Annotated in this window: 23 protein-coding genes; 15 read left to right on the forward strand and 8 right to left on the reverse strand. The window is 66.3% G+C overall.

What is annotated here, in order from left to right; all coding sequences use genetic code 11:
• Positions 1-27 precede the first annotated feature (27 nt).
• Both GEM_RS24100 and GEM_RS24105 read right to left on the reverse strand, forming a co-directional pair.
• A complete protein-coding gene (locus GEM_RS24100) occupies positions 28-912 on the reverse strand; it encodes a polyprenyl synthetase family protein (RefSeq protein ID WP_014900017.1) in 885 nt (294 codons plus the stop codon).
• Entirely contained in the window at positions 909-1202 is a 294-nt protein-coding gene (locus GEM_RS24105) for an exodeoxyribonuclease VII small subunit (protein ID WP_014900018.1), read from the reverse strand. Before GEM_RS24105 ends, GEM_RS24100 begins: the two co-directional genes overlap by 4 nt.
• Positions 1203-1472: 270 nt before the next feature.
• Between GEM_RS24105 and GEM_RS24110 the strand changes: the two genes are divergently transcribed.
• Both GEM_RS24110 and GEM_RS24115 read left to right on the forward strand, forming a co-directional pair.
• A complete protein-coding gene (locus tag GEM_RS24110) occupies positions 1473-2579 on the forward strand; it encodes an aromatic ring-hydroxylating oxygenase subunit alpha (protein WP_014900019.1) in 1107 nt (368 codons plus the stop codon).
• Positions 2580-2697: 118 nt separating this feature from the next.
• Positions 2698-3567 (forward strand): sulfurtransferase, encoded by an 870-nt coding sequence (locus GEM_RS24115; RefSeq protein WP_014900020.1) that lies wholly within the window; start codon positions 2698-2700, stop codon positions 3565-3567.
• Between the two features lie 51 nt (positions 3568-3618).
• Here GEM_RS24115 and GEM_RS24120 read toward each other — a convergent pair whose 3' ends face one another.
• The 3 genes from GEM_RS24120 to polA form a co-directional block, all read right to left on the reverse strand.
• On the reverse strand, positions 3619-4494 hold the full coding sequence (locus tag GEM_RS24120; RefSeq protein WP_014900021.1) for a dienelactone hydrolase family protein: 876 nt from the start codon (positions 4492-4494) through the stop codon (positions 3619-3621).
• Between the two features lie 378 nt (positions 4495-4872).
• Positions 4873-6207 carry an NAD(P)/FAD-dependent oxidoreductase gene (locus GEM_RS24125; protein ID WP_014900022.1) on the reverse strand — a complete coding sequence of 445 codons (1335 nt, stop codon included), beginning with the start codon at positions 6205-6207 and terminating at the stop codon, positions 4873-4875.
• A gap of 279 nt (positions 6208-6486) precedes the next feature.
• Entirely contained in the window at positions 6487-9240 is a 2754-nt protein-coding gene (gene polA, locus GEM_RS24130; RefSeq protein ID WP_014900023.1) for a DNA polymerase I, read from the reverse strand.
• Position 9241: 1 nt separating this feature from the next.
• Between polA and GEM_RS24135 the strand changes: the two genes are divergently transcribed.
• The 5 genes from GEM_RS24135 (at position 9242) to GEM_RS24150 (ending at position 12878) form a co-directional block, all read left to right on the forward strand.
• Positions 9242-10000, forward strand: coding sequence for a TIGR00730 family Rossman fold protein (locus GEM_RS24135; RefSeq protein WP_014900024.1), 759 nt, complete (start codon positions 9242-9244; stop codon positions 9998-10000).
• A 394-nt stretch (positions 10001-10394) separates the two neighbouring features.
• Complete coding sequence (locus tag GEM_RS24140; protein WP_014900025.1) at positions 10395-10673, forward strand: hypothetical protein; 279 nt, start codon at positions 10395-10397, stop codon at positions 10671-10673.
• Positions 10609-10998, forward strand: a complete 390-nt coding sequence (locus tag GEM_RS31970) for a hypothetical protein (protein WP_187293254.1) — start codon at positions 10609-10611, stop codon at positions 10996-10998. Before GEM_RS24140 ends, GEM_RS31970 begins: the two co-directional genes overlap by 65 nt.
• Before the next feature lie 175 nt (positions 10999-11173).
• On the forward strand, positions 11174-12166 hold the full coding sequence (locus tag GEM_RS24145) for a GlxA family transcriptional regulator (RefSeq protein ID WP_014900026.1): 993 nt from the start codon (positions 11174-11176) through the stop codon (positions 12164-12166).
• 148 nt (positions 12167-12314) lie between these two features.
• Positions 12315-12878, forward strand: a complete 564-nt coding sequence (locus GEM_RS24150) for a tautomerase family protein (RefSeq protein ID WP_014900027.1) — start codon at positions 12315-12317, stop codon at positions 12876-12878.
• A 120-nt stretch (positions 12879-12998) separates the two neighbouring features.
• On the opposite strand, the gene GEM_RS24155 is transcribed toward GEM_RS24150, so the two are convergent.
• Positions 12999-14525 (reverse strand): AMP nucleosidase, encoded by a 1527-nt coding sequence (locus GEM_RS24155; RefSeq protein WP_014900028.1) that lies wholly within the window; start codon positions 14523-14525, stop codon positions 12999-13001.
• Between the two features lie 129 nt (positions 14526-14654).
• On the opposite strand from GEM_RS24155, the gene GEM_RS24160 reads away from it, so the two are divergent.
• The 5 genes from GEM_RS24160 to GEM_RS24180 all read left to right on the forward strand — a co-directional run bounded on the left by GEM_RS24160 (position 14655) and on the right by GEM_RS24180 (position 18209).
• Positions 14655-15050, forward strand: a complete 396-nt coding sequence (locus GEM_RS24160; RefSeq protein ID WP_014900029.1) for a hypothetical protein — start codon at positions 14655-14657, stop codon at positions 15048-15050.
• A 107-nt stretch (positions 15051-15157) separates the two neighbouring features.
• Entirely contained in the window at positions 15158-16156 is a 999-nt protein-coding gene (locus tag GEM_RS24165; RefSeq protein WP_014900030.1) for a homoserine kinase, read from the forward strand.
• On the forward strand, positions 16147-16956 hold the full coding sequence (locus GEM_RS24170) for a BPSS1780 family membrane protein (protein ID WP_014900031.1): 810 nt from the start codon (positions 16147-16149) through the stop codon (positions 16954-16956). Before GEM_RS24165 ends, GEM_RS24170 begins: the two co-directional genes overlap by 10 nt.
• Positions 16957-17179: 223 nt before the next feature.
• The gene (locus GEM_RS24175; RefSeq protein WP_014900032.1) at positions 17180-17632 is read left to right on the forward strand and encodes a MarR family winged helix-turn-helix transcriptional regulator; all 453 of its coding nucleotides are present in this window, start codon (positions 17180-17182) and stop codon (positions 17630-17632) included.
• A 157-nt stretch (positions 17633-17789) separates the two neighbouring features.
• A complete protein-coding gene (locus tag GEM_RS24180; protein ID WP_014900033.1) occupies positions 17790-18209 on the forward strand; it encodes an organic hydroperoxide resistance protein in 420 nt (139 codons plus the stop codon).
• A 108-nt stretch (positions 18210-18317) separates the two neighbouring features.
• On the opposite strand, the gene GEM_RS30510 is transcribed toward GEM_RS24180, so the two are convergent.
• Together GEM_RS30510 and GEM_RS24185 are read right to left on the reverse strand one after the other, a co-directional pair.
• Complete coding sequence (locus GEM_RS30510; protein ID WP_014900034.1) at positions 18318-18494, reverse strand: DUF3563 family protein; 177 nt, start codon at positions 18492-18494, stop codon at positions 18318-18320.
• A gap of 81 nt (positions 18495-18575) precedes the next feature.
• On the reverse strand, positions 18576-19685 hold the full coding sequence (locus tag GEM_RS24185; RefSeq protein ID WP_014900035.1) for a PHB depolymerase family esterase: 1110 nt from the start codon (positions 19683-19685) through the stop codon (positions 18576-18578).
• A gap of 247 nt (positions 19686-19932) precedes the next feature.
• On the opposite strand from GEM_RS24185, the gene GEM_RS24190 reads away from it, so the two are divergent.
• From GEM_RS24190 to modB, 3 genes are all read left to right on the forward strand, one after another.
• The gene (locus tag GEM_RS24190; protein ID WP_014900036.1) at positions 19933-20631 is read left to right on the forward strand and encodes a phosphatase PAP2 family protein; all 699 of its coding nucleotides are present in this window, start codon (positions 19933-19935) and stop codon (positions 20629-20631) included.
• A 136-nt stretch (positions 20632-20767) separates the two neighbouring features.
• Complete coding sequence (gene modA, locus GEM_RS24195) at positions 20768-21565, forward strand: molybdate ABC transporter substrate-binding protein (RefSeq protein WP_014900037.1); 798 nt, start codon at positions 20768-20770, stop codon at positions 21563-21565.
• Between the two features lie 10 nt (positions 21566-21575).
• Positions 21576-22253 carry a molybdate ABC transporter permease subunit gene (gene modB / locus GEM_RS24200; protein ID WP_014900038.1) on the forward strand — a complete coding sequence of 226 codons (678 nt, stop codon included), beginning with the start codon at positions 21576-21578 and terminating at the stop codon, positions 22251-22253.
• Positions 22254-22285: the final 32 nt, after the last annotated feature.

Raw genomic sequence — 22285 nt, forward strand, 5'->3', positions numbered from 1 at the left:
AGCGTGTGCGCAGCGGCGGGCTTCGCGTCAGCTGACCCGGTTCACCACCAGGTCGGCAAGTTCGGCGAGACGCTGTGCGCGTGCGCCGAACGGTTTCAGCGCATCATGCGCTTCGGCGCGCAGCTGGGCTGCGAGCTCGCGCGACGCGTCGAGGCCGAGGATCGATACGTAGGTCGGCTTGTCGTTCGCCGCATCCTTGCCGGCCGTCTTGCCGAGCGTCGCCGAATCGGTCGTGACGTCGAGAATGTCGTCGACGACCTGGAAGGCCAGACCCACGGCACCCGCGTAAACGTCAAGCGCGGACATCGTTTCCGCGGACGGCGTTTCGCCGGCCAGCGCGCCCATCCGCACGGCCGCGCGCAGAAGCGCGCCCGTCTTCATCCGGTGCATCGTCTCGAGTTGCTCGCGCGTCAGCTTCAGGCCGACGCTCGCCAGGTCGATCGCCTGCCCGCCGGCCATGCCGATCGAGCCGCTTGCGAGCGCAAGCTCGCGCACGAGCGCGGCCTGCTGCGCCGGCGCCAGTGCGTCGGCGTCGGTCAGCGCGACGAATGCCTGCGACTGCAGCGCATCGCCGACCAGCAGCGCCGTCGGCTCGTCGTACTGCACGTGCACGGTCGGCTTGCCGCGCCGCAGCGCGTCGTCGTCCATGCACGGCATGTCGTCGTGCACGAGCGAGTAGACGTGGATCATCTCCAGCGCCGCCGCCGCCGCGTTGCGCGCCGCTTCGGTCGCGCCGGTCAGTTCGCCTGCTGCATGGCACAGCAGCGGGCGAACGCGTTTGCCGCCGCCGAGGACCGCGTAGCGCATCGCTTCGTGGAGTTGCGTGGGCACCACAGTTTCAGCCGGCAAATAGTGGCCGAGTGCGTCCTCGACGCGGTCGAGCACGGACCGCATCCATTGTTCGAATGTCATAGATCGTCGTCTTCGCCGTCCGTGGCGGCCGCTCCGGACGAAAGCGGCTTCAGCGTCGCGCCGTCGAGCACGCGAACCTGCTGTTCCACTTTCTCAAGCTGCTGTTGGCAAAACGCAACGAGGGTCGCACCGCGGCGATACGCCGTGAGCGAATCCTCGAGGCTCAACGCGCCGCCTTCCATCCGGGCAACCAGCGTCTCGAGTTCCGCGAGCGCCGTTTCGTAGTTGTCCGGCAACGGTTCGGCGCCATTGCCGGGCGGGGTGGCGCCTTGGGATGCGGTTTTCGCCATGGACGAGGGTGTCAAATTTCAAAACAAGTCGGACATTCTACGGCAAAAGAGAATTTTCCGACCTGCCGACTTGGGCATCCGGGCATGCATTCGGGCCCCTTCTTCGTCACAGATTGTGTGCCAGCCGGTCACCGCCGACAAAAAATTGACACAAATCAGGCACTTAATCCTAGCCTTGCGAGGCGAACCGGGTATAATTCCGCGTTTCCCTAAATCGATTTTTCGATGGTTGGGTTGTTCACTGCTTTCACGCTAACACCGGGAGTGGGAATGTCCAATCTGAGCGACGCGCTTCAGTTGAAGTCGGCTCACAGCCAGCTTCCAGTCACTGCATACTTCGATGAGGCGCTGCTTGAGCGCGAGATCGAAACCCTCTTCAAGAAAGGACCTCGTTACGTCGGGCACGAGTTGATGGTGCCCGAGGCGGGGGATTATTTTGCGCTGCCGTCCGAGAAGGAAGGCCGCGTGTTGGTCCGCAACCCGGCGAACCAGATCGAACTGCTGTCGAACGTGTGCCGCCACCGGCAGGCGATCATGCTGAACGGGCGCGGCCACACGCAGAACATCGTGTGCCCGCTGCACCGCTGGACGTACGATCTGGAAGGCCAGCTGCTCGGCGCGCCGCACTTCCCCGACAAGCCGTGCCTGAATCTCGGCAAGAGCCCGCTGCAGAACTGGCAGGGGCTGCTGTTCGAGGCCGAAGGCCGCAACGTCGCGCGCGATCTCGCGAACCTCGGCACGAAGCATCACTTCGACTTCTCCGAGTACCACTTCGATCACATCGAAGTGCACGAGTGCGATTACAACTGGAAGACGTTCATCGAGGTCTACCTCGAGGATTACCACGTCGTCCCGTTCCACCCGGGCCTCGGCAGCTTCGTGTCGTGCGACGATCTCAATTGGGAGTTCGGCGACTGGTACAGCGTGCAGACGGTCGGCGTGCACAACGCGCTCGCAAAACCGGGCAGCGCGACTTACCAGAAGTGGCACGAGCAGGTGCTCAAGTTCCGCAACGGCGTACCGCCGGAGTTCGGCGCGATCTGGATGGTCTACTACCCGGGCCTGATGATCGAGTGGTATCCGCACGTGCTGGTCGTGTCGTGGCTGATTCCGCGCGGCCCGCAGAAGACGACCAACATTGTCGAGTTCTATTACCCCGAGGAAATCGCGCTGTTCGAGCGCGAGTTCGTCGAGGCCGAGCGCGCCGCCTATATGGAAACGGCCGTCGAGGACGACGAAATCGCAATGCGGATGGACGCAGGCCGCCGCGCCCTGATGGCGCGCGGCGAATCGCAGGTCGGCCCGTACCAGAGCCCGATGGAAGACGGCATGCAGCACTTCCACGAGTTCCTGCGCCGCCACCTCGGCGATCTCTGACGGCCCGCGCGGCGCGTTGGCGCCGCACGGCATCCGGCATCATGAAAAGACGGGTTTCGGCCCGTCTTTTTTTGTTTAGACTTGGAGTATCAGGCCGTTTGCACTCCAGGGAGCCGTCATGTCACATACCCATTACACCACGCTCATCTCCGCAGCGAATCTCGCCGAGCGACTGGCCGCAGCGCCGGGCAGCGTCGTCGTATTCGATTGCCGCTTCGATCTCGTCGATCCGGCTGCCGGCGAAGCCGCCTATGCGGCCGGCCACATCGCGGGCGCACAGTATCTTCATCTCGATCGCGACCTGTCGGGCCGCAAGACCGGCACCAATGGTCGCCATCCGCTGCCGACGCGGGACGCGCTCGCGACGCTGATCGCCAGCCGCGGCGTCAAGCAGGGCCAGCAGGTCGTTGCCTATGACGCGCAAGGCGGCGCCTATGCAGCGCGCCTGTGGTGGCTGCTGCGTTGGCTCGGACACGATTCCGTCGCGGTGCTCGACGGCGGCCTGCAGGCATGGGAAGCAGCCGGCCAGCCACTGACGACCGACGTAACGCACCCGGCCGCCGGCGACTTCCGCGCAGCGGCCCCGCTCGAATCGACGGTCGACGCGGCAGCCGTGCTCGCGAACCTGACCACGGCCACGCGTGTCGTGATCGACGCACGCGCGCCGGACCGCTACCGCGGCGAAAACGAAACGATCGATCGTGTCGGCGGACACATTCCCGGCGCACGCAACCGCTTCTTCAAGGACAACCTGAACGCCGACGGCCGCTTCAAGACCGGTCATGAACTGCGCGAGACGTTCACCACGCTGCTGGCCGGCACCGAACCGAACAACGTGATCCTGCAATGCGGGTCCGGCGTGACCGCATGCCACAACGCCCTCGCACTCGAAATCGCGGGGCTGCACGGCGCATCGCTGTATCCGGGCTCGTGGAGCGAATGGAGCGCCGATCCGTCGCGGCCGATCGCGACCGGCCCGACGCCGTAAACACCGTCGCGGCGCGACGACGAAGCGGCGGCATCTGCCGCCGCTTGCCGTTTACATCACGCCGTACTTCTGGAACCACTCGATCGAGCGCCTCCAGCCGTCCTCGGCATCGGACTTCACATAGCTCGGCCGGTAATCGGCGAAGAACGCGTGGCCGGCATCCGGATACACGACGATCTCCGATTGGCGCGCGAGCTTCGAATCGCTCGCCTGGACTGCCTTGCGCATGTCGGCAAGCGACGTCTGCGAGATGTTCGCATCCTTCTCGCCGTACAGCCCGAGCACCGGCACCTTCAGCGACGACGCATGGTCGACCGGATTGAACGGCGTCATCTCGTCGGTCTTGCCCTCGACGAACCCGTACCACGCAACGGCTGCCAGCACGTGCGGATTGTGCTCCGCATACAGCCATGCCTGACGGCCACCCCAGCAGAACCCCGTCACGCCGAGACGCGACAGGTCGCCACCGTTCTTGCCGGCCCACGCGACGGTCGCATCGAGATCCTCGGTGACCTGGCGGTCCGGCACCTTGCTGACGATGTGGTCGACGAGCGACTGGATCGTCGGATACTTCGAAGCATTGCCTTGCCGCGCGAACAGGTCGGGCGCGATCGCGAGATAGCCGAGCTTCGCGAAGCGCCGGCAGACATCGGCGATATGCTCGTGCACAGCGAAGATCTCGTGGATCACGATGACGACCGGCAGGTTTGTCTTGCCGGCCGGCTGCGCACGATATGCGGGGATGCTCGCGTCGCCCGAGCGGATCTCAATGGTGTCGACGTCCAGCCCGGCGCTGTCGGTCGTGACCGTCTGCGCAGACACGGGCAGCACAGCCGCCGCGAAAGTGCCGCCCAGCGCGGCCTGCATGAACTTGCGGCGCGAGAACGGAACGTGGGGAACCAGGCTGTCGACTTCGGGTTTCAACATGAATGCACTCCTCGATTGGGCGCCACCGTCACGGCCAGGGACTCGACTTGACGGCGCGGATGTCGCGGCGGGTGGCACCTCGCCGCAAGCGAAAACCCGGACAAGATGCCCAATAATCCGTTGTCGCGTCAACTGTCAGATGTGTAAGACTCGATTACGACGAATCGACCCGGCTGCGTCGACACGCCCTGGAAGCCGCGCGCAGCGGGCATGAAGCGGTCGCCGCCAGGCAGCCGAATGCTTGCAGATTGAAAGAAAGTCGGGTCGCGGGCTCGGTGCCCGGCAAGCGCGCCGGCAGTCATCCGGCGCCCGAAAAGACAACGGGCCGGGAACACGCGCAATGCGCGTTCCCGGCCCGTTCGATACACGAACGCGTGGTCAGTGCAGCTTCACGCGCGGCAGCGTCGTGCGGCGCAGCCAGTGCGCGAACGTATCGAGCATCATGCGCGGATAGCCGTGCAGCGCCGCGATGTGCAGCCGGTACAGCGACATGTACATGAACCGCGCGAACAGCCCCTCGATCAGCATGTTGCCGCCGATCAGGCCGCCCATCAGGTTGCCGACCGCGCTGAAGTGACCGAGCGACACGAGTGAACCAAAATCGCGATACGTGAACTCGGGCAGCGTACGCCCGTCGAGCCGGCATCCGATCGCCTTCAGCAGGAAGCTCGCCTGCTGGTGCGCCGCCTGCGCGCGCGGCGGCACGTTGCGTTCGTTGCCGGGCCACACACAAGCCGCGCAATCGCCGAGCGCGAACACGTTGTCGTCGGTAAAGGTCTGCAGCGTGCGGCGCACGTCGAGTTGGCCGAGCTTGTTGACCTGCAGGCCATCGAGATGCGACAGCACGGACGGCGCCTTGATGCCGGCTGCCCAGACCGTGAGATCCGCACGCACCGCCTTGCCGCTCGCGGTATGCACGAAACCCGGCGCGACCTCGGTCACGCGCTCCGCGAGCATCAGTCGCACACCGAGTTTTTCAAGCAGCTCGGCCGTTGCCGCCGATACGCGCTCCTGCAGCGCAGGCAGAATCCGCGGCCCCGATTCGATCAGCACGATGCCGACATCGTGTTGCGGGTCGAGCTTGTGCAGCCCATAGACGGACAGCACCTGCGCGGTGTTGCGCAGCTCCGCCGACAGCTCGACGCCCGTCGCGCCACCGCCGACGATCACGACCTGGATGCGCGGCTCGGCCGCCGCACCGGGCGCGGGCTGCGCCGGCGCCTGGTGCTCGGCGCGCATGCACGCGGCGATCAAGCGCTTGCGGAAACGCTCGGCCTCGCCGACCGTATCGAGCGCGATTGCGTTTTCCGCCGCGCCCTGCACGCCGAAGAAGTGCGTCGTACTGCCGATCGCGATCACGAGCGTGTCGTATTCCAGATCGCGCGCCGGCAGCAGTTCCTCGCCGTCGCTGTCGTTGACCGGCGACAGCGTGATGCGCTTCGCGGCGCGGTCGAGCGCGGTCAGCTCGCCCTGCTGGAACTCGAAGCCATGCCAGCGCGCCTGCGCCGCATATTCGAGCTCCTGCGTGAACGGATCCATGCTGCCGGCCGCGACCTCGTGCAGCAGTGGCTTCCAGATGTGCGTCGGATTGCGGTCGACGAGCGTGACAAGCGCACGCGCGGGACGATTGCCGCGCGCGCCGTAACGGTCGCCGAGCCGCGTCGCCAGTTCCAGGCCGCCCGCGCCCCCGCCTACGATGATGATCCGATGCATCTGATTCCCCCTTTGCGATTCGAAACTGCTGCCGCCCGACGAGGCGGACGCGATGCGTTCGCGCCGCCCGGTGGATTAACCGGTTCGGACATCATCGATGTGCAGTTCGAAACACTTCGATGCGTCCAATTCCGGAACGCGGGCGCGCTGCCCCCGCGACAATGGCCTGACTGACCTGCATTGTCCGGGAGCTTGCGCGTTGACCACAAGCAAACCATCTCGATATTCAGCATCCCTGCAACAATATGCCGCGGGAAACGGGAATCGCGCGGGGGTGCGTCAGTGTGCCTCTTCCCAGTTCGCGCCGGCGCCCACTTCCGCGACCAGCGGCACCTTCAGCTTGGCGACGCCGCACATCATTTCCGGCAGCTTCTCGCGCACGAGCGACAGTTCGCTGTCGGGCACCTCGAGCACCAGTTCATCGTGTACCTGCATGATCATCTTCGACGCCAGCCGGTCGCGCGTGAGCCAGTCGTCGACCGCGATCATCGACAGCTTGATCAGGTCGGCCGCCGTGCCCTGCATCGGCGCATTGATGGCCGCGCGTTCGGCCGCCTGGCGGCGCGGACCGTTGCCGCCGTTGATCTCCGGCAGCCACAGACGGCGACCGAAAACGGTTTCAACGTAGCCCTTCTCCTTCGCCACGGCGCGCGTGTCTTCCATGTACTGCGCGACGCCCGGGTAGCGCGCGAAATAGCGGTCGATGTAGAGCTTCGCCGCATCGCGCGTGATGCCGAGGTTCGACGCGAGGCCGAACGCGCTCATCCCGTAGATGAGCCCGAAGTTGATCACCTTCGCGATCCGGCGCTGGTCGGAATTGACCTCCAGCGGCGTCACGCCGAACACTTCGGCGGCGGTTGCGCGGTGAATGTCTTCACCCTGCGAGAACGCGCGCAGCAGCGACGCGTCGCCGGAAATGTGCGCCATGATCCGCAGTTCGATCTGCGAATAATCGGCCGACACGATCCGGTGGCCCGGCGATGCGATGAACGCTTCGCGGATCCGCCGGCCTTCGGCCGTGCGCACCGGAATGTTCTGAAGATTGGGATCGTTCGACGCGAGGCGGCCCGTGACCGCGACAGCCTGCGCATAGTTCGTATGCACGCGGCCCGTGGCGGGATTCACCATGCGCGGCAGCTTGTCGGTGTAGGTCGACTTCAGCTTCGACAGCCCGCGATGCTCGAGCAGCAGCTTCGGCAGCGGGTAATCCTCGGCAAGCTTCTGCAACACTTCTTCGTCGGTCGACGGCGCACCGCTCGGCGTTTTCTTCACGACCGGCAGTTGCAGCTTCTCGAAGAAGATCTGGCCGATCTGCTTCGGCGAGCCGAGATTGAACTCGCCGCCGGCCAGTTCGTACGCCTGCCCTTCGAGCTCGATGAGCCGCGCCGCGATCTCGCTGCTTTGCGCCTGCAGGCGTGCGTCGTCGATCAGCACGCCGGTGCGCTCCATCTTGCGCAGCACGAGCGATACCGGCATCTCGATGTCGCGATACACGCGCTCGAGGCCCGCTTCGCGTGCGACCTGCGGATACAGCGCTTGATGAAGCTGCAGCGTGATGTCCGCATCTTCGGCCGCATACTCGGCGGCCTGCTCGAGCGCTACCTGGTCGAAGCCGATCTGCTTCGCGCCCTTGCCGGCCACGTCTTCATACTTGATCGTCTTGACGCCCAGATGACGCAGCGCGAGGCTGTCCATGTCGTGCGTGCGGTGCGATTCGAGCACGTACGACTCGAGCAGCGTGTCGTGCTCGATGCCGTTCAGTGCGATGTCGTAGTTCGCGAGCACCTGCGCGTCGTACTTCAGGTGCTGGCCGACCTTCTTGCGATCGGCCGCTTCGAGCCACGGCTTCAGGCGCGCGAGCACGTCGTCGAGCGGAAGCTGCTCGGGCAGGTCCGGGCCGCGGTGCGCGACCGGAAGATACGCGGCCTTGCCCGGCTCGACCGAGAACGACAGGCCGACGAGCCGTGCGACCATCGGATCGAGCGAGGTGGTTTCGGTGTCGAACGCGGTCAGCGCGGCCGCATCGATCTTCGCGAACCACGCATCGAACTGCGCCCAGGTCTGGATCGCTTCGTATTCGCGGACGATGTCCGCTGCCACCACTTGTGCGGGCTCGCCTTCCGGCACGTCGGCGCCGCCGCCCTCTGCGGGCGCGCTGTCGACTTCGCGCAGCCACGTCTTGAAGCCGTAGCGCGCAAAGATGTCGCGCATCAGGTCGCGTGCTTCGCCGTCGGTCTTCAGCGACGCTTCGATCGACTCGAGATGCGGTGCGAGATCGCAAGCCGTCTCGACGGTCACGAGCGTGCGGCCGAGCGGCAGGAAGTCGAGCGCGCGGCGCAGGTTGTCGCCGACCACACCCTTGATCTCGCCCGCGTGTTCGATCACGCCGTCGAGGCTGTCGTATTGCGACAGCCATTTCACGGCCGTCTTCGGCCCGCACTTCTCGACGCCCGGCACGTTGTCGACGGTGTCGCCGATCAACGCGAGGTAATCGATGATCCGCTCGGGCGGCACGCCGAACTTCGCGATCACGCCGTCGCGATCGAGCGTCTCGTTGGTCATCGTGTTGACGAGCGTGACGTGATCGGAGACGAGCTGCGCGAGATCCTTGTCGCCGGTCGACACGATCACGTTCATCCCGTGCCGTTCGGCTTCGCGCGCGAGCGTGCCGATCACGTCGTCGGCTTCGACGCCCTCGACCATCAGCAGCGGCCAGCCGAGCGCACGCACGGCGCCGTGGATCGGTTCGACCTGCAATGCGAGATCGGGCGGCATCGACGGACGGTTTGCCTTATAGTCGGCATAAAGGTCGTCACGGAACGTCTTACCCTTTGCATCGAACACGCAAGCGCTATACTCTGCACTGACTTCCTTGCGCATACGGCGCAGCATGTTGATGATTCCGTAGAGCGCTCCGGTCGGCTCCCCGCCCGGGCCACGCAAATCAGGCATCGCATGGTAAGCCCGATACAGATAGCTCGAACCGTCAACCAATAGCAGGGTCTTACCTTCCAGATTTCGTTCTTCAGGCATTATGAACAAGAGAAAAGTGATTCCGAGTCTGCGTTCGCTCGCAGATCAAGAACGCGCGACGGCCAAGAAGGCGCGCGCATCGTGGCAGATGTTCACGATTATGGCAGAGTTTATCGAGGCGACCGAGTACCTGTCGGAGATCCGCCCGGCTGTCAGCATCTACGGTTCTGCCCGTCTCAAACCCGACACGCCGCACTACAAACTCGCTGCGCAGATCGCGCGCAAGCTGTCCGACGCCGGCTTCGCGGTGATCTCCGGCGGCGGCCCCGGCATCATGGAAGCGGCGAACAAGGGCGCGCACGCCGGCAAGGCGCCGTCGGTCGGCCTGAACATCGAACTGCCGCACGAGCAGGCCGGCAACCACTACCAGGACATCTCGCTGCGCTTCCGTCACTTCTTCACGCGCAAGGTCACGTTCGTGAAGAACTCCGACGCAGTGATCGTGATGCCGGGCGGGTTCGGCACGCTCGACGAACTGTCGGAAGTGCTCACGCTGATCCAGACGAAGAAGTCGCGCCTCGTGCCGATCATTCTCGTCGGCAGCACCTTCTGGCAGGGGCTGCTGCAATGGTTCCGCGACCAGCTGATTCCGATGGGCCTCATCAATCCGGAAGACATGGACCTGATGCAGGTGATCGACGATCCCGACCAGGTGCTCGACGCCGTGCTCGCGTTCTACGAGGACAGCGGCGAGGAAGAAGGCACGGACGGCGACGATCATCCGCCGCGCCCCGAAGAAGACCGCATGTTCTACCTGTAAAGCGATCGATGTCGATGGCCGGCCGCACGGCCGGCATCTCGCTTCCCGCTCGGCAGGCGTGGCGATTTCGCCACCTGCCGCGCATCATTTTGTAACGCTGCATTAATCCCGCTTCGCGCCCGTGCGCCGCCGAATGTCAAATCCGGGCAGCCCGCGCCGCGCAACGCGGTCGCCATGTTCCGCGCCCGCGGCCCGTCATTGTCAAATCACGCTGCCGGCCGTCCACCTGGCCGGCCGGCCTGACACCAATCCGCCGTAACAAACACAGCTCGCCTTTTCCGCGCCGCACCAGCACACTGCATCTGGTCGGTGCGGCGATCCCCCGGTGGAACGATCCCCCCTCGCGTCCACCGCGTCGCGCCGGCCATTTGACAACGACATCACGGAAAACAACATGCAACGCTCGCTGATCGCCCTCGCCTTCGCCGGCCTCGGTCTTTCGCTGTCCGGCCTCGCCCACGCCGTCAACGTCGACGTCAACATCGGTACGCCCGCGCCGGTCGTCGTCGCACCTGCGCCGGTGGTGATCGTCGGCTGGCACGGCGACCGCTACTGGGACGGCCGACGCTACTGGGAGCGCCGCGAATGGGAAGACCACGAGCGCCATCATGGTCATGAAGGCCGCGGCGGCTATCACTGCCCGCCGGGACACGCGAAGAAAGGCGAGTGCTGAGCAACACGACTCGAGCTTCGACGACAAGGCCGCCTGCGCGCTACAGCGCCAGGCGGCCTTGTCGTTTCCGGACCATACCTCCCGCGCTGCCGAAACCCGAATCGCAAGTACGCCGTCACGCCGGCGCATCCGGCAGCGAAAGTGGCGCCAGATCCGGATGAGCGCCGGGCCGCTCGGCCAGGAAATCCATCAGCAGCCGATTCCTTCGCGGCAAATGCGTTCGCTGCGGCATGCACCGGTAGAGGCCGTAACAGCAAGTGACGTGGCGGGTCAGCAACGGCACGAGGCGGCATTCGACCGGGCGATCGAACCCGTGCAATGGTGAGCGCGGCGCCGGCAATCGGGTCGCGCCAGCGTATCGATGCCCAACCAGCCATTGCGGGCGCACGGCCGTTCTTCGACGTTCATCGCACTCGTCTCGAACAAGCCATCTGGCGGCCAGCCGGACCGCTTGACGCCGGTGGTAGCATTGCCCTTGTCCGAGGCCAATCCCGCCACTCATGCCGCTCATCCGAATCTGGGCCGTCGACCATGCGCTGGCGTCCGGCATCGCCGCGCCGACCGACATTCTCACGGCGGCCAATCATCTCGCGTCATCGCTACCGCAAGGCCGCGCCGCCGCACCGTTCCGCTGGCGCGTCGAATCGATCGGCGGACGGCCGGTGCGCGCAGCCTCCGGCCAGCTCATCCCGGTCGACGGCGCGATCCACGGCGGCAGCACCGCCGACGCAATCTGGCTGACCGCCCCGTTCGTCGCGGATCTCGACCGGCTGCTCGACCAGCCCGCATCGCTCGCTCCGCTGTTCGACGCGCTGCGCCGGCAACATGCACGCGGCACGCTGATCGCCACGTACTGCACGGGCGCATTCCTGCTCGCGGAAGCCGGGTTGCTCGACGGACGCGTCGCCACGACGCACTGGTCGAAAGCATCGAGCTTCCGCTCACGCTATCCGGACGTGGCGCTGCGCGCAGCGGACGTCCTGACCGAGCAGGACGGCATCCTGTGCGGTGGCGCCGTCACCTCGTACCAGAATCTCGCGCTGCGGGTCGTCGACAAGCTGGCGAACGCGCGCCTTGCCGCGTCCGTCGCCCGGCTCATGCTGATCGACATGAACCGCGCATCGCAGGATTCATTCATCGACCTCGACCGGATGGGCCATGACCGGCACGACGACCCGGCCATCGCGCGCGCGCAACGCTGGATGGAAAAGCATCTGCGCGAACCCTTCAGCCTCGCCCGGCTGAGCGACCACGTCGCGATGAGCGAACGCACGCTCCATCGCCGGTTCAGGGACGCGGTGGGCGCCCCGCCGCTCAGGTATCTGCAAACGCTCAGAATCGAAGTCGCGAAGCGGCTGCTCGCGGAAACGCGGCTCGCGATCGACACGGTTTGCGCGCGCGTCGGTTACGCGGACATCAGCGGTTTCCGGCAACTGTTCAAGCGCGAGACCGGCATCTCCCCCGGCGAATACCGCCGTCGCTTCGCGCGCTAGCTACGTGCGACAGGGGTCGGGCGCGATGTCGGAAATGGCATCGCCGAATGGCAGTTTCGCCACTTCGCGCTTGGGCATGCGGTTCATACACTGGATTGACGTCGCCGGAACCGGAGCGACGCCGTCTCCACCGAACCAGGACACCACCATGCCGATGATCGACGTCACCCTTCCCGAAGGCGCGCTCGCGCCGCATGCCGAGGCGCAACTGATGAACGAACTGACCGGAACGCTGATCCGTCACGAGGGACTCGATCCCGACAATCCGCGCGTGCGCGACGTGACGTGGATCTTCGTTCATCGGCCGGCGGCCGTGTATCGCGCCGGTGCCGTCGCGCCTGCGCCGATCTACCGGATCGTGCCGACCGTACCGGAAGGACAGTACTCGGATGCCGCGCGCGCCGCGCTGATCGCCGACGTAACCGCCGCCGTCGCACGCGCGGAAGGCGTAACGGTAGACGCCGTCGCGACACGCGTGTGGGTATTTCCAACGGAGATCGATGACGGCTGCTGGGGCAGCCGCGGCACGGTGCGTCGCCTGCCGGACATCATGGCGTATTTCGGTGGCGCGCCGCTGCAGGCGCTCGGGGAGCGACGGCTGGCGAGCAAGCGGCGCGCGGATGCGATCAGGATCGTCGACGCGGTGCGTGATTCGATGCACGAAACAGGCATGAGCGAATCGCACGTAGCGGCCGGAAAGGCATTGCTCTGACGCAGGTTCGCAGCGCAATCGCGCTCGAACGCGCGTATCCGCTGGAGGAAGGCTGACCTGCCCCGGTCGACGGCACGCCGCACATCGCGACGCGCACCGTAACCGGGGCCGGCGTTCACATCACTGAAACGCCACTTCCGCAAAGCTCCGCAGCTTGCGGCTATGCAGCTTGTCGAGCCCGTTCGTGCGCAGGATCTCCATCGCCTTCACGCCAATCTGCAGATGCTGGTCGACCTGCCCGCGGTAGAACGTATCGGCCATGCCCGGCAGCTTCAGCTCACCGTGCAGCGGCTTGTCCGATACGCACAGCAGCGTGCCGTACGGCACCCGGAAGCGGAAGCCGTTCGCGGCGATCGTCGCGCTTTCCATGTCGAGCGCGATCGCGCGGCTCTGCGACAGCCGCTGCACGGGCTCGCGATGATCGCGCAGTTCCCAGTTGCGGTTGTCGACGCTCGCGACGGTGCCCGTGCGCATCACCCGCTTCAGTTCGGCGCCTTCGAGCCGGGTGACCTCCGCCACGCCGCGCTCGAGCGCGAGCTGCACTTCCGCGAGCGCCGGGATCGGCACCCACAGCGGCAGGTCGGCGTCGAGCACGTGATCCTCGCGCACGTAACCGTGCGCCAGCACGTAGTCGCCAAGGCGCTGCGTGTTGCGCAGCCCCGCGCAGTGACCGAGCATCACCCATGCGTGCGGACGCAGCACCGCGATGTGATCGGTGATCGTCTTCGCGTTCGACGGGCCGACGCCGATGTTGACCATCGTGATCCCGCTGCCGTCCGCGCGCTTCAGGTGATACGCGGGCATCTGCGGCAGGCGCGGCGGCGCGGCGCCCTCGGCCGGTTCGCTGCCGAGGTTCGCGTTGTACGTAATGACATCGCCCGGCTCGACGAACGCGCTGTACTGGCTGCGGTACTCGCGCACTTCGGGATCGGTGCTTTCCGTCATCAGCGCGCGGCCGAGCTTCACGAACTCGTCGATGTAGAACTGGTAGTTCGTGTAGAGCACGTAGTTCTGGAAATGCGTGGGCGACGTCGCCGTGTAGTGACGCAGCCGGTGCAGCGAGAAGTCGACCCGCGCGGCGGTAAACAGCGCGAGCGGATGCGGCTCGCCGTGCGCGGGCTCGAACGTGCCGTTGACGATGCGATCGTCGAGGTATGACAGGTCCGGCGTATCGAAGATGTCGCGCATCGCGAGCAGGCGGTCGCGGTCGAGCTCGCCTTCGAGATGGATGCCTTCGGGAAACGCGAAGTGAATCGGGATCGGCTGCGACGAGACGCCGATCTCGATCTTCACATGGTGGTTCTTCGACAGCAGGCGCAGTTGCTCGCGATAGTAGTTCGCGAACAGATCGGGGCGCGTAACCGTGGTTTCGAACACGCCGGGGCCCGCGACGAAGCCGTACGAGCGACGCGAATCGACGTGCGTGTTGACATCGGTGCGGATGCGCACGAACGGGTAGCACGCACGCACGTGCTCGGTAATCGGTTCGTGGCGGCGATAGCGCGCGAATGCGTCGCGCAGGAAACCCGTATTGGTGTCGTAGATGGCCGACAACCGCGCGACGGCGGCGATCGGATCGTCGAATGCTTCGACGGACGGGCTTTCGGGTGTCAGCACCCGGTGGCGGCGGCTCAAATCGTTCTTCATTTTCAACACCTCGTCTGATCGGACGACATTACCACGGAACCCGGTCACGCTCATGGCCGCCGGCTTGCACGCGAGGGCCGGGCCGCGCGCAGTATTTGCTAAAATCGACAAGTTCACTGGAGACTCATCATGAAGCCGCTCATTTTCGTCGCCGCTGCCGCCGCGTTTGTCGCCGCCAGCGTCGCTCATGCCGCCGGCGGCACGCCTGACGCCGACGCGCAGGCCCGGGCCGAGGCCAACGAAGCCGCCGGCCTGCCCGATCTCCGCAAGATCAACCGGCCCGGTGCCCAAGTCACGTCGAAAGTCGACTTCGCCGACATCCGCCGCACGCCGAGCTTCCACGAAAAGAGCAAGAACGGCACCGAGGTCACCGAGTATCGCGATCGCGGCAAGCCGGTCGAGATCGACGTGAAATCGAACTTCGGCACGCGCTACCAGATGAGCTCGACACCCGACACGTCGCCGAAGCCGCACGACGCGGGCATCCCGATCACGCGGCTGCCGTCACTGAACCTGCGCTACTGATCCGCCTGCCGCGCCACGCCGTTCCGGCGCGGCACGCAGGCCCTCCCTTCACCTCCTGTCGCGCCGCACGCACCGCGCGGGCCGACAATTGACCAGACGCATCTCGCATGGCCGTTTTCACCGCTGTTTCCGACTCCGATCTCGCGCAATGGATGCGCCACTACGAACTGGGCGACGTGCTGGCGTTCCGCGGCATTCCGTCCGGTATCGAGAACAGCAATTTCTTCCTGACGACGACGCGCGGCGAGTACGTCCTGACGATCTTCGAAAAGCTGACGGCGGAACAGCTGCCGTTCTACCTCGAGCTGATGCGCCATCTGGCCGGCCATGGCGTGCCGGTGCCGGACCCGATCCCGCGCGACGACGGCGCGCTGTTCGGCGAGCTGCACGGCAAGCCGGCGGCGATCGTCACGAAGCTCGACGGTGCCGCCGAACTCGCGCCGGGAATCGAACACTGCATCGAGGTCGGGCAGATGCTCGCGCGCCTGCACCTCGCGGGGCGCGACTACGCGCGCTACCAGCCGAACCTGCGCAGCCTGCCGTGGTGGCAGGAAAACGTCCCGGCAATCGTGCCGTTCATCTCGGACGCGCAACGCACGCTGCTCGAAGGCGAACTCGCGCACCAGGCCGCGTTCTTCGCGTCTGACGATTACGCGGCACTTCCGAGCGGGCCGTGCCACTGCGACCTGTTCCGCGACAACGTCCTGTTCGCGCACGCGGCGCCCGGCACCGGCCACGACGTCCGGCTCGGCGGCTTCTTCGATTTCTATTTCGCGGGCTGCGACAAATGGCTGTTCGACGTCGCAGTGACCGTCAACGACTGGTGCGTCGACCTCGCGACGGGCGTGCTCGACGTCGCGCGCGCGGACGCGCTGCTGCGCGCCTACCAGACCGTGCGGCCGTTCACGGCCGAGGAACGCCGCCACTGGAGCGACATGCTGCGCGCGGGCGCGTACCGTTTCTGGGTGTCGCGCCTGTACGACTTCTACCTGCCGCGCGCAGCCGAAATGCTCAAACCGCACGACCCCGGTCATTTCGAACGCATCCTGCGTGAGCGTATCGCCCATACGCCCGCGCTTCCCGAGACCCATACCGCATGCAACTGATCGAAGTGCCCGCGAAAGCGGGCTATGTCTGGTTCCGTCAAGGCATCTGGCTGTTCCGCCGGAACCCGCTGGCGTTCATCACGCTGTTTTTCACGTACCTGCTGGCGATCACGCTGGTGTCGATGGTGCCGGTGATCGGCGCGGCGCTGCCGCTGCTGTTCATCCCCGGCATCGCCGTCGGCTTCATGGCCGCATGCCGCGACACGGTGGCCGGCAAGCCGGTGATGCCGACGATCCTCATCGACGGGTTCCGCTCGTACGGCACCGCGACGACGCAGCGGCTGCTCGTGCTCGGCGTCGTCTACGTCGCGCTGATGGTGCTGGTGTTCGCCGCGTCGTCGGTCATTGACGGCGGCGGGCTGCTCCACATGATGCTGGGCGTGACGGGCGACACGAGCCCGACGCCGGAAGCGCTCGCCGCGCAGGGCACGCTTGGCGCGCTGCTGTTCGCGACGCTGCTCTACGCGCCGGTCTCGATGCTGTTCTGGTTCGCGCCGGTGCTCACCGCGTGGCACGATATTCCGCCCGCCAAGGCACTGTTTTTCAGCATCGTCAGCTGCTGGCGCAATCGCGGCGCGTTCGTCGTGTACGGGCTGCTGTGGTTCGGCGTCGCGCTCGGCACGTCGTTCGGTCTGTCGCTGCTACTGCAGGCGCTCGGCGCAGGCGCCTATGTGCTGACGATCATGATGCCGGTGACGATCATCATCGTCACGATGATGTACTGCTCGTTCTACGCGACCTATCGCGGCTGCTTCGGCGTGCAGGAGCCGGGCGCCGCGACGCCCACGTCGGGCCGCTGAGGCCCGCTCGGCCGGCGCGCGCCGCCGGCCGCCGATCCCCTTCCCGCCAGCCCGGCGCCAGTCGCCGATCGCCATACCCGGCCGATCCATCCCGCGCCGGGCGCCCCTGGCCGGGCGCCCCTAGCCGGGCGCCCCTAGCCGGGCGCCCCTGTTCAACCCGATCTTTTGCGCGCAAAATAATTTGCATGCAAATCATTAGCGCGTCCGCCGCGCCGCCCGAATCATGGACCGCCTGCCCCCGCTGCCCCAGACGCTCGACGAGCAACTGTGCTTCGCGCTCTACTCGACTTCGCATGCGATGACGAAGGCGTACAAGCCGTTGCTCGACAAGCTGTCGCTGACCTATCCCCAATACCTGGCGATGCTCGTGCTGTGGGAACGCGACGACATCGCGGTGAAGGACATCGCCGCCCGGCTCGACCTCGATCCGGCCACGGTCACGCCTTTGCTGAAGCGCCTCGAGGCGCTCGGCTACGTCGAGCGCGCGCGCAGCGCGACCGACGAGCGCGTCGTGAACGTGCGCGTCACGGCAGAAGGCCGCGCGCTGAAGGACAAGGCACGCTCGGTACCCGCCGATCTCTTTTGCGCGATGCAGCAAACACCCGAGTTCCTGGTCAGGCTGCGCGCGGATCTCCGGCAACTGCGCGACGCGCTGTCGGCCACCAACGAAGGCTGACGAACCGATAGGTCGCGAACGGGCCCGGCACTGCCGGGCTTTTTCTTTTAAATTTCATTTGCACACTAATCATTTGTGTTCTATATTTTCTTCGTGGCCGGCGACACCCCGTCCGACCGGACCGCTTTCATCCCATTCTTCCGACAGGAGCTGCACGATGAACATTCTGTACAAGACCAGCGCCACGAGCACGGGCGGCCGCGACGGCCGCGCGGTATCCGCCGACAACAAGCTGGAAGTGAAGCTGGCCGCGCCGCGCGAGCTCGGCGGCACGGGCGCGGAAGGCACGAACCCGGAGCAGCTGTTTGCCGCAGGTTACTCGGCCTGTTTCCTGAGCGCGATGAAATTCGTCGCCGGCCAGGACAAGCGGACGCTGCCGGCTGACACGCAAGTCACCGCGGAAGTGGGCATCGGCCCGAACGACGCAGGCGGCTTCGGGCTCGACATCGAGCTGCGGGTGTCGCTGCCGGGGCTCGACAAGGCCGACGCACAGGCGCTGGTGGACAAGGCGCACCACGTGTGCCCGTACTCGAACGCGACCCGCAACAACGTGCCGGTGCGCCTGACGGTCGTCTGACGCAACATCCGGCGACGAATACAAAAAGGGCGTGTGCGGCTGGTTGCCGCACACGCCCTTTTGTGTGGTTCGCCGGACCGGCTGACGAGCCGGCCCGCGCTGCGCTGCTTAACGCGAGCCGAACGAGAACGGACGGTTCATCGCCGCTTCGCGATCGATCTTGCGCATACGGAATTCGAGATCGTAGATGTCGGTCGCTTCGGACAGGTACGCCTCGGCGCGCTCTTTCGAGGCCTTTTCAGCGTTCTTGGTCAGCATCAGGAAGAGGTGGCTCAGCAGGTACATGGTCGATCTCGCAATCCAAAGGTTCTTTGACTAGGGTTTTCCCGAATTATAGGGAAAACCCTAGTTATTGGCCAGCATCGATCACGCGGTGCGTCGTTCGGTCGCCACAGTGCGACGATTCTGTTCGAAAAAGGACCAGATCATGGCGCTCGCATCGGGGCCGACGGCCGCGTGAAACGGCACCGCTTCGTCGCCGCCTGCCCATGCATGATCGAGCCCTTTCACGTGACAGAGCCGCACGACCGGCTCGCCGTCGCGGCGCACGTCGGTGATCTGGGCGCCCGCCTCGCGCGTCTCCACGCGCTCGCCGCCGCGCAATGCGCCGCGGCTGTCCGCGAGCCGGTTCAGGCGCATGAACTGCACCGTCAGCTGGTCCGCATTCTTCGGCGCGACGACATGGTCGCCGTCGCCCTGCACGATCAGCGCGGGCATGCCTGGGTACGCAGCGGCGTCGATCAGCGCGTCGACAACTGCGGCCGGATTCTCCCGCAAGCCGCGCCGCATCACGTCCATCGCGCTGATGCCGGAGTTCGCCTCGCCGAACGCCGGGCCGGAGTGCAGCGCGACCGCCGCGAAACGGTCCGGATGGTGCAGCGCGAGCAACGCCGCGAGGCCCGCACCGGCCGACAGCCCGGCGACGTAGACGCGCGACGCGTCGAAGCCGTGCTCGTCGACGAGCGCGTCGACGAGCGACGCGACCGCATCGGCTTCGCCGCGGCCCGCGCGATCGGTATCTTCATACCAGTGCCAGCAGCCGTGCGCGTGCGCGCGCGACGACTGCTCCGGGTACAGCACCGCGAAGCCGTGCTTGTCAGCCAGCAGGTTCATCCGGGTGCCCTGCACGAACTCGTCGACGGACTGCTGGCAGCCATGCAGCATCACGACGAGCGGCATCGCGCCGCGTCGGCTGCCACGCGGCACGTAGAGTCCGTACGCCAGTTGCTGGACGAGGCGCCCGAGCGCGGGCGCCATCGGATGTTCGCCGCGCGTCCATTCGCCGGTCGCCCACGCAGCCGCGCGCGGCCGCACGCGCGACTCTCGGGGCGGGGACAGATCAGTTACGGCAGGCGACGCAGCCGCCTCCAGCGCATCGCGCGTGACTCGCTGCGCATCGCGCGACGCACGTTTGGCGGACGGGGACAGCATGCGCTTCATGCCGCCCAGCCATACCTTCGTCAGACTTTTGGTCATCGATCGGGCTCGCAGTCAGGAAAAATGGGACACCACACAGGATGCATCGTTCGACTTTGTGCAATGCACCATAACATTGTTTCTGGGATTTTTCCTGCACGCGGATCGTTCCCCGCGGCTCAAAAAACGGGCCTCGAACAGTCGCGGCGCTATACTGGGGCTTAGCCGCTTGTATCCGTTGTAGTCGTTCTTTCCGGCTCGCGCGTTGATTTAAGCATTCGTCCCGCCTCTGCTCGTTCCCCTCCCGATGTTCGACCTGTCGTCTCACCTGTGGATCACGATCACCGCATTCGGTGGCGCCGGCCTGACCTTGCCGCTCGCGATCACGATCGCCCTGTGGCTGGCGCTCGGCTACTCGTGGCAGCGCTCGGCCGCGTGGCTCGGCGTGCTCGCGGCCACGATCGGCGTCGTCGCGCTCACGAAGATCGCGTTCCTCGGCTGGGGCATCGGCATCCGCAAATGGGATTTCACGGGGTTCAGCGGCCACGCGATGCTGTCGACGTCGGTCTATCCCGTCGCGATCTTCCTGGCGCTGATCCGCACGCGCACGCCGGTGCGGATCGCCGGCATCGCGCTCGGGCTCGCGGCCGGCATTGCGGTCGGCGTGTCGCGCGTCGCGCTCGACGCGCATTCGCCGTCCGAATCGATCACCGGCTGTATCGTCGGCGCGATCGCCGCCCTGGCCTTCATCGCCGGCTCGTGGCACGCGGTGCCGCATCGCTGGTCGGTGCCGGCTGTCGTCGCGAGCCTCGCGCTCGTCACCGTCGCGCTGCACGGCATCACGGTGCCGTCGCACCGCTGGGTCACCAAGGTCGCGCTGGAACTGTCGGGGCACGAGCGCCCGTTCGTCCGCGCGCGCTGGAAAGCCAATCCGAACTACCGGCCGGCGTCGCAGCCGTCGTCCCGGCAGCGCACCGCATCGCCGCCGCCGTTGCTGCACGCGTGACGGGTCGCCCGCGCGCCATTCCCGCCGGCTTTCAAGTCTGAAGGTTTCATGCGCACCGTCGCATGAGCGGTATGTCGAGCGTTATAACCTGCCCTATATTACGATTACGGTTTTCAACCATTCGAACCACCAGACCATGCGCTCAACCGTCCGCCCGCTTCGCCGCACCCTGCTCCGCCTGCTGCCGCTCGCCGCGCTTGCCGCGGGCGTCGCGTTCAGCGCGCCGGCTTCCGCCGCCGACGAACTGGTCGTGTCGGCGGCAGCGAGCCTGACGAACGCGTTCAAGGCCGTCGGCGACGCGTACCAGAAGCAGCATCCGGACACCAAGGTGCTGTTCAACTTCGGCGCGTCGGACGTGCTGATGCAGCAGATCGCCAAGGGCGCGCCGGCCGACGTATTCGCGTCGGCCGACCAGAAGGCGATGGATCGCGCGGTCAGCGAAAAGGTCATCGTTCCCGGCACGCGCCGGGATTTCGCGGCGAACTCGCTCGTGCTGATCGTGCCGGCGGACAGCCACGCGGCCGCGCCGACGTCGCTGAACGACCTGACGGCGCCCGGCGTGAAGCGCATCGCGTACGGCGACCCGGCGTCGGTGCCGGTCGGCCGCTACACCGAAGGCGCGCTGCGCGCGGCAGGCGTGTGGGACGCCGTCAGCGCGAAGGGCGTGCTGGCCGCCAACGTACGCCAGAGCCTCGACTACGTCGCGCGCGGCGAAGTCGACGCGGGCTTTGTGTTCGGCACCGACGCCGCGATCATGCCGGGCCGCGTGAAGGTCGTGCTGACCGTGCCGACGCAGACGCCCATCACCTATCCGATCGCCGTGGTCAAGGACAGCCGCCATACCGCGCAGGCGCAGTCGTTCATCGACTTCGTCGCGTCGCCGCAAGGCCAGGCCGTGCTGTCGACGTTCGGCTTCAAGCCCGCGGGCAAGTGAGCGTAGCGTGATGCAGGACGCCTGGGTACCGCTGCTGTTGTCGCTGAAGGTCGCCGGCTGGGCGACCGCGCTCGACATCGTGCTCGGCGTCGCGGCCGCCTTCGTGCTCGCGCGCTGGCGCTCGCCAATGCGCGATGTGGTCGATTCGCTGCTGACACTGCCGCTCGTGCTGCCGCCGACCGTGCTCGGTTATTACCTGCTCGTGCTGCTCGGCCGGCGCGGCACGTTCGGCGCCTGGCTCGACAAGCTCGGCATCGAACTCGTCTTCACGTGGCAGGGCGCGGTGATCGCGTCGATGGTCGTCGCGTTCCCGCTGATCCTGAAATCGGCGCGCACCGCGTTCGAGAGCGTCGATCCGCATCTCGAACGCGCCGCGCGTACGCTCGGGCTCGGCGAGGCCGCGGTGTTCTTCCGCGTGACGCTGCCGCTCGCCACGCGCGGCATCCTGGCCGGCGCGCTGCTCGCGTTCGCGCGCGCGCTCGGCGAATTCGGCGCGACGCTGATGATCGCCGGCAACCTGCCCGGGCGCACGCAGACGCTGTCGGTCGCGATCTATGCGGCCGTGCAGGCCGGCGACGACAACACGGCCAACTTCCTCGTGCTGGTGACGTCGATCACCTGCGTGCTCGTGCTGCTCGCGACCGGCTGGCTCGTGCCGTCGCGCGCCGGGCGGAGCCAGCTGACATGAAGCGCCTGCCCCATCCGCATCATTGCGCCGCG

The organism is Burkholderia cepacia GG4, from assembly GCF_000292915.1.
In the GTDB taxonomy this organism is placed as follows: domain Bacteria; phylum Pseudomonadota; class Gammaproteobacteria; order Burkholderiales; family Burkholderiaceae; genus Burkholderia; species Burkholderia cepacia_D.

What these genes read in the sequence shown, in the direction of transcription:
- GEM_RS24100 (WP_014900017.1), bottom strand. Translation starts at nt 912, where the DNA reads ATGACATTCGAACAATGGATGCGGTCCGTGCTCGACCGCGTCGAGGAC.
- GEM_RS24105 (WP_014900018.1), bottom strand. Translation starts at nt 1,202, where the DNA reads ATGGCGAAAACCGCATCCCAAGGCGCCACCCCGCCCGGCAATGGCGCC.
- GEM_RS24110 (WP_014900019.1), top strand. Translation starts at nt 1,473, where the DNA reads ATGTCCAATCTGAGCGACGCGCTTCAGTTGAAGTCGGCTCACAGCCAG.
- GEM_RS24115 (WP_014900020.1), top strand. Translation starts at nt 2,698, where the DNA reads ATGTCACATACCCATTACACCACGCTCATCTCCGCAGCGAATCTCGCC.
- GEM_RS24120 (WP_014900021.1), bottom strand. Translation starts at nt 4,494, where the DNA reads ATGTTGAAACCCGAAGTCGACAGCCTGGTTCCCCACGTTCCGTTCTCG.
- GEM_RS24125 (WP_014900022.1), bottom strand. Translation starts at nt 6,207, where the DNA reads ATGCATCGGATCATCATCGTAGGCGGGGGCGCGGGCGGCCTGGAACTG.
- polA (WP_014900023.1), bottom strand. Translation starts at nt 9,240, where the DNA reads ATGCCTGAAGAACGAAATCTGGAAGGTAAGACCCTGCTATTGGTTGAC.
- GEM_RS24135 (WP_014900024.1), top strand. Translation starts at nt 9,242, where the DNA reads ATGAACAAGAGAAAAGTGATTCCGAGTCTGCGTTCGCTCGCAGATCAA.
- GEM_RS24140 (WP_014900025.1), top strand. Translation starts at nt 10,395, where the DNA reads ATGCAACGCTCGCTGATCGCCCTCGCCTTCGCCGGCCTCGGTCTTTCG.
- GEM_RS31970 (WP_187293254.1), top strand. Translation starts at nt 10,609, where the DNA reads ATGGTCATGAAGGCCGCGGCGGCTATCACTGCCCGCCGGGACACGCGA.
- GEM_RS24145 (WP_014900026.1), top strand. Translation starts at nt 11,174, where the DNA reads ATGCCGCTCATCCGAATCTGGGCCGTCGACCATGCGCTGGCGTCCGGC.
- GEM_RS24150 (WP_014900027.1), top strand. Translation starts at nt 12,315, where the DNA reads ATGCCGATGATCGACGTCACCCTTCCCGAAGGCGCGCTCGCGCCGCAT.
- GEM_RS24155 (WP_014900028.1), bottom strand. Translation starts at nt 14,525, where the DNA reads ATGAAGAACGATTTGAGCCGCCGCCACCGGGTGCTGACACCCGAAAGC.
- GEM_RS24160 (WP_014900029.1), top strand. Translation starts at nt 14,655, where the DNA reads ATGAAGCCGCTCATTTTCGTCGCCGCTGCCGCCGCGTTTGTCGCCGCC.
- GEM_RS24165 (WP_014900030.1), top strand. Translation starts at nt 15,158, where the DNA reads ATGGCCGTTTTCACCGCTGTTTCCGACTCCGATCTCGCGCAATGGATG.
- GEM_RS24170 (WP_014900031.1), top strand. Translation starts at nt 16,147, where the DNA reads ATGCAACTGATCGAAGTGCCCGCGAAAGCGGGCTATGTCTGGTTCCGT.
- GEM_RS24175 (WP_014900032.1), top strand. Translation starts at nt 17,180, where the DNA reads ATGGACCGCCTGCCCCCGCTGCCCCAGACGCTCGACGAGCAACTGTGC.
- GEM_RS24180 (WP_014900033.1), top strand. Translation starts at nt 17,790, where the DNA reads ATGAACATTCTGTACAAGACCAGCGCCACGAGCACGGGCGGCCGCGAC.
- GEM_RS30510 (WP_014900034.1), bottom strand. Translation starts at nt 18,494, where the DNA reads ATGTACCTGCTGAGCCACCTCTTCCTGATGCTGACCAAGAACGCTGAA.
- GEM_RS24185 (WP_014900035.1), bottom strand. Translation starts at nt 19,685, where the DNA reads ATGACCAAAAGTCTGACGAAGGTATGGCTGGGCGGCATGAAGCGCATG.
- GEM_RS24190 (WP_014900036.1), top strand. Translation starts at nt 19,933, where the DNA reads ATGTTCGACCTGTCGTCTCACCTGTGGATCACGATCACCGCATTCGGT.
- modA (WP_014900037.1), top strand. Translation starts at nt 20,768, where the DNA reads ATGCGCTCAACCGTCCGCCCGCTTCGCCGCACCCTGCTCCGCCTGCTG.
- modB (WP_014900038.1), top strand. Translation starts at nt 21,576, where the DNA reads ATGCAGGACGCCTGGGTACCGCTGCTGTTGTCGCTGAAGGTCGCCGGC.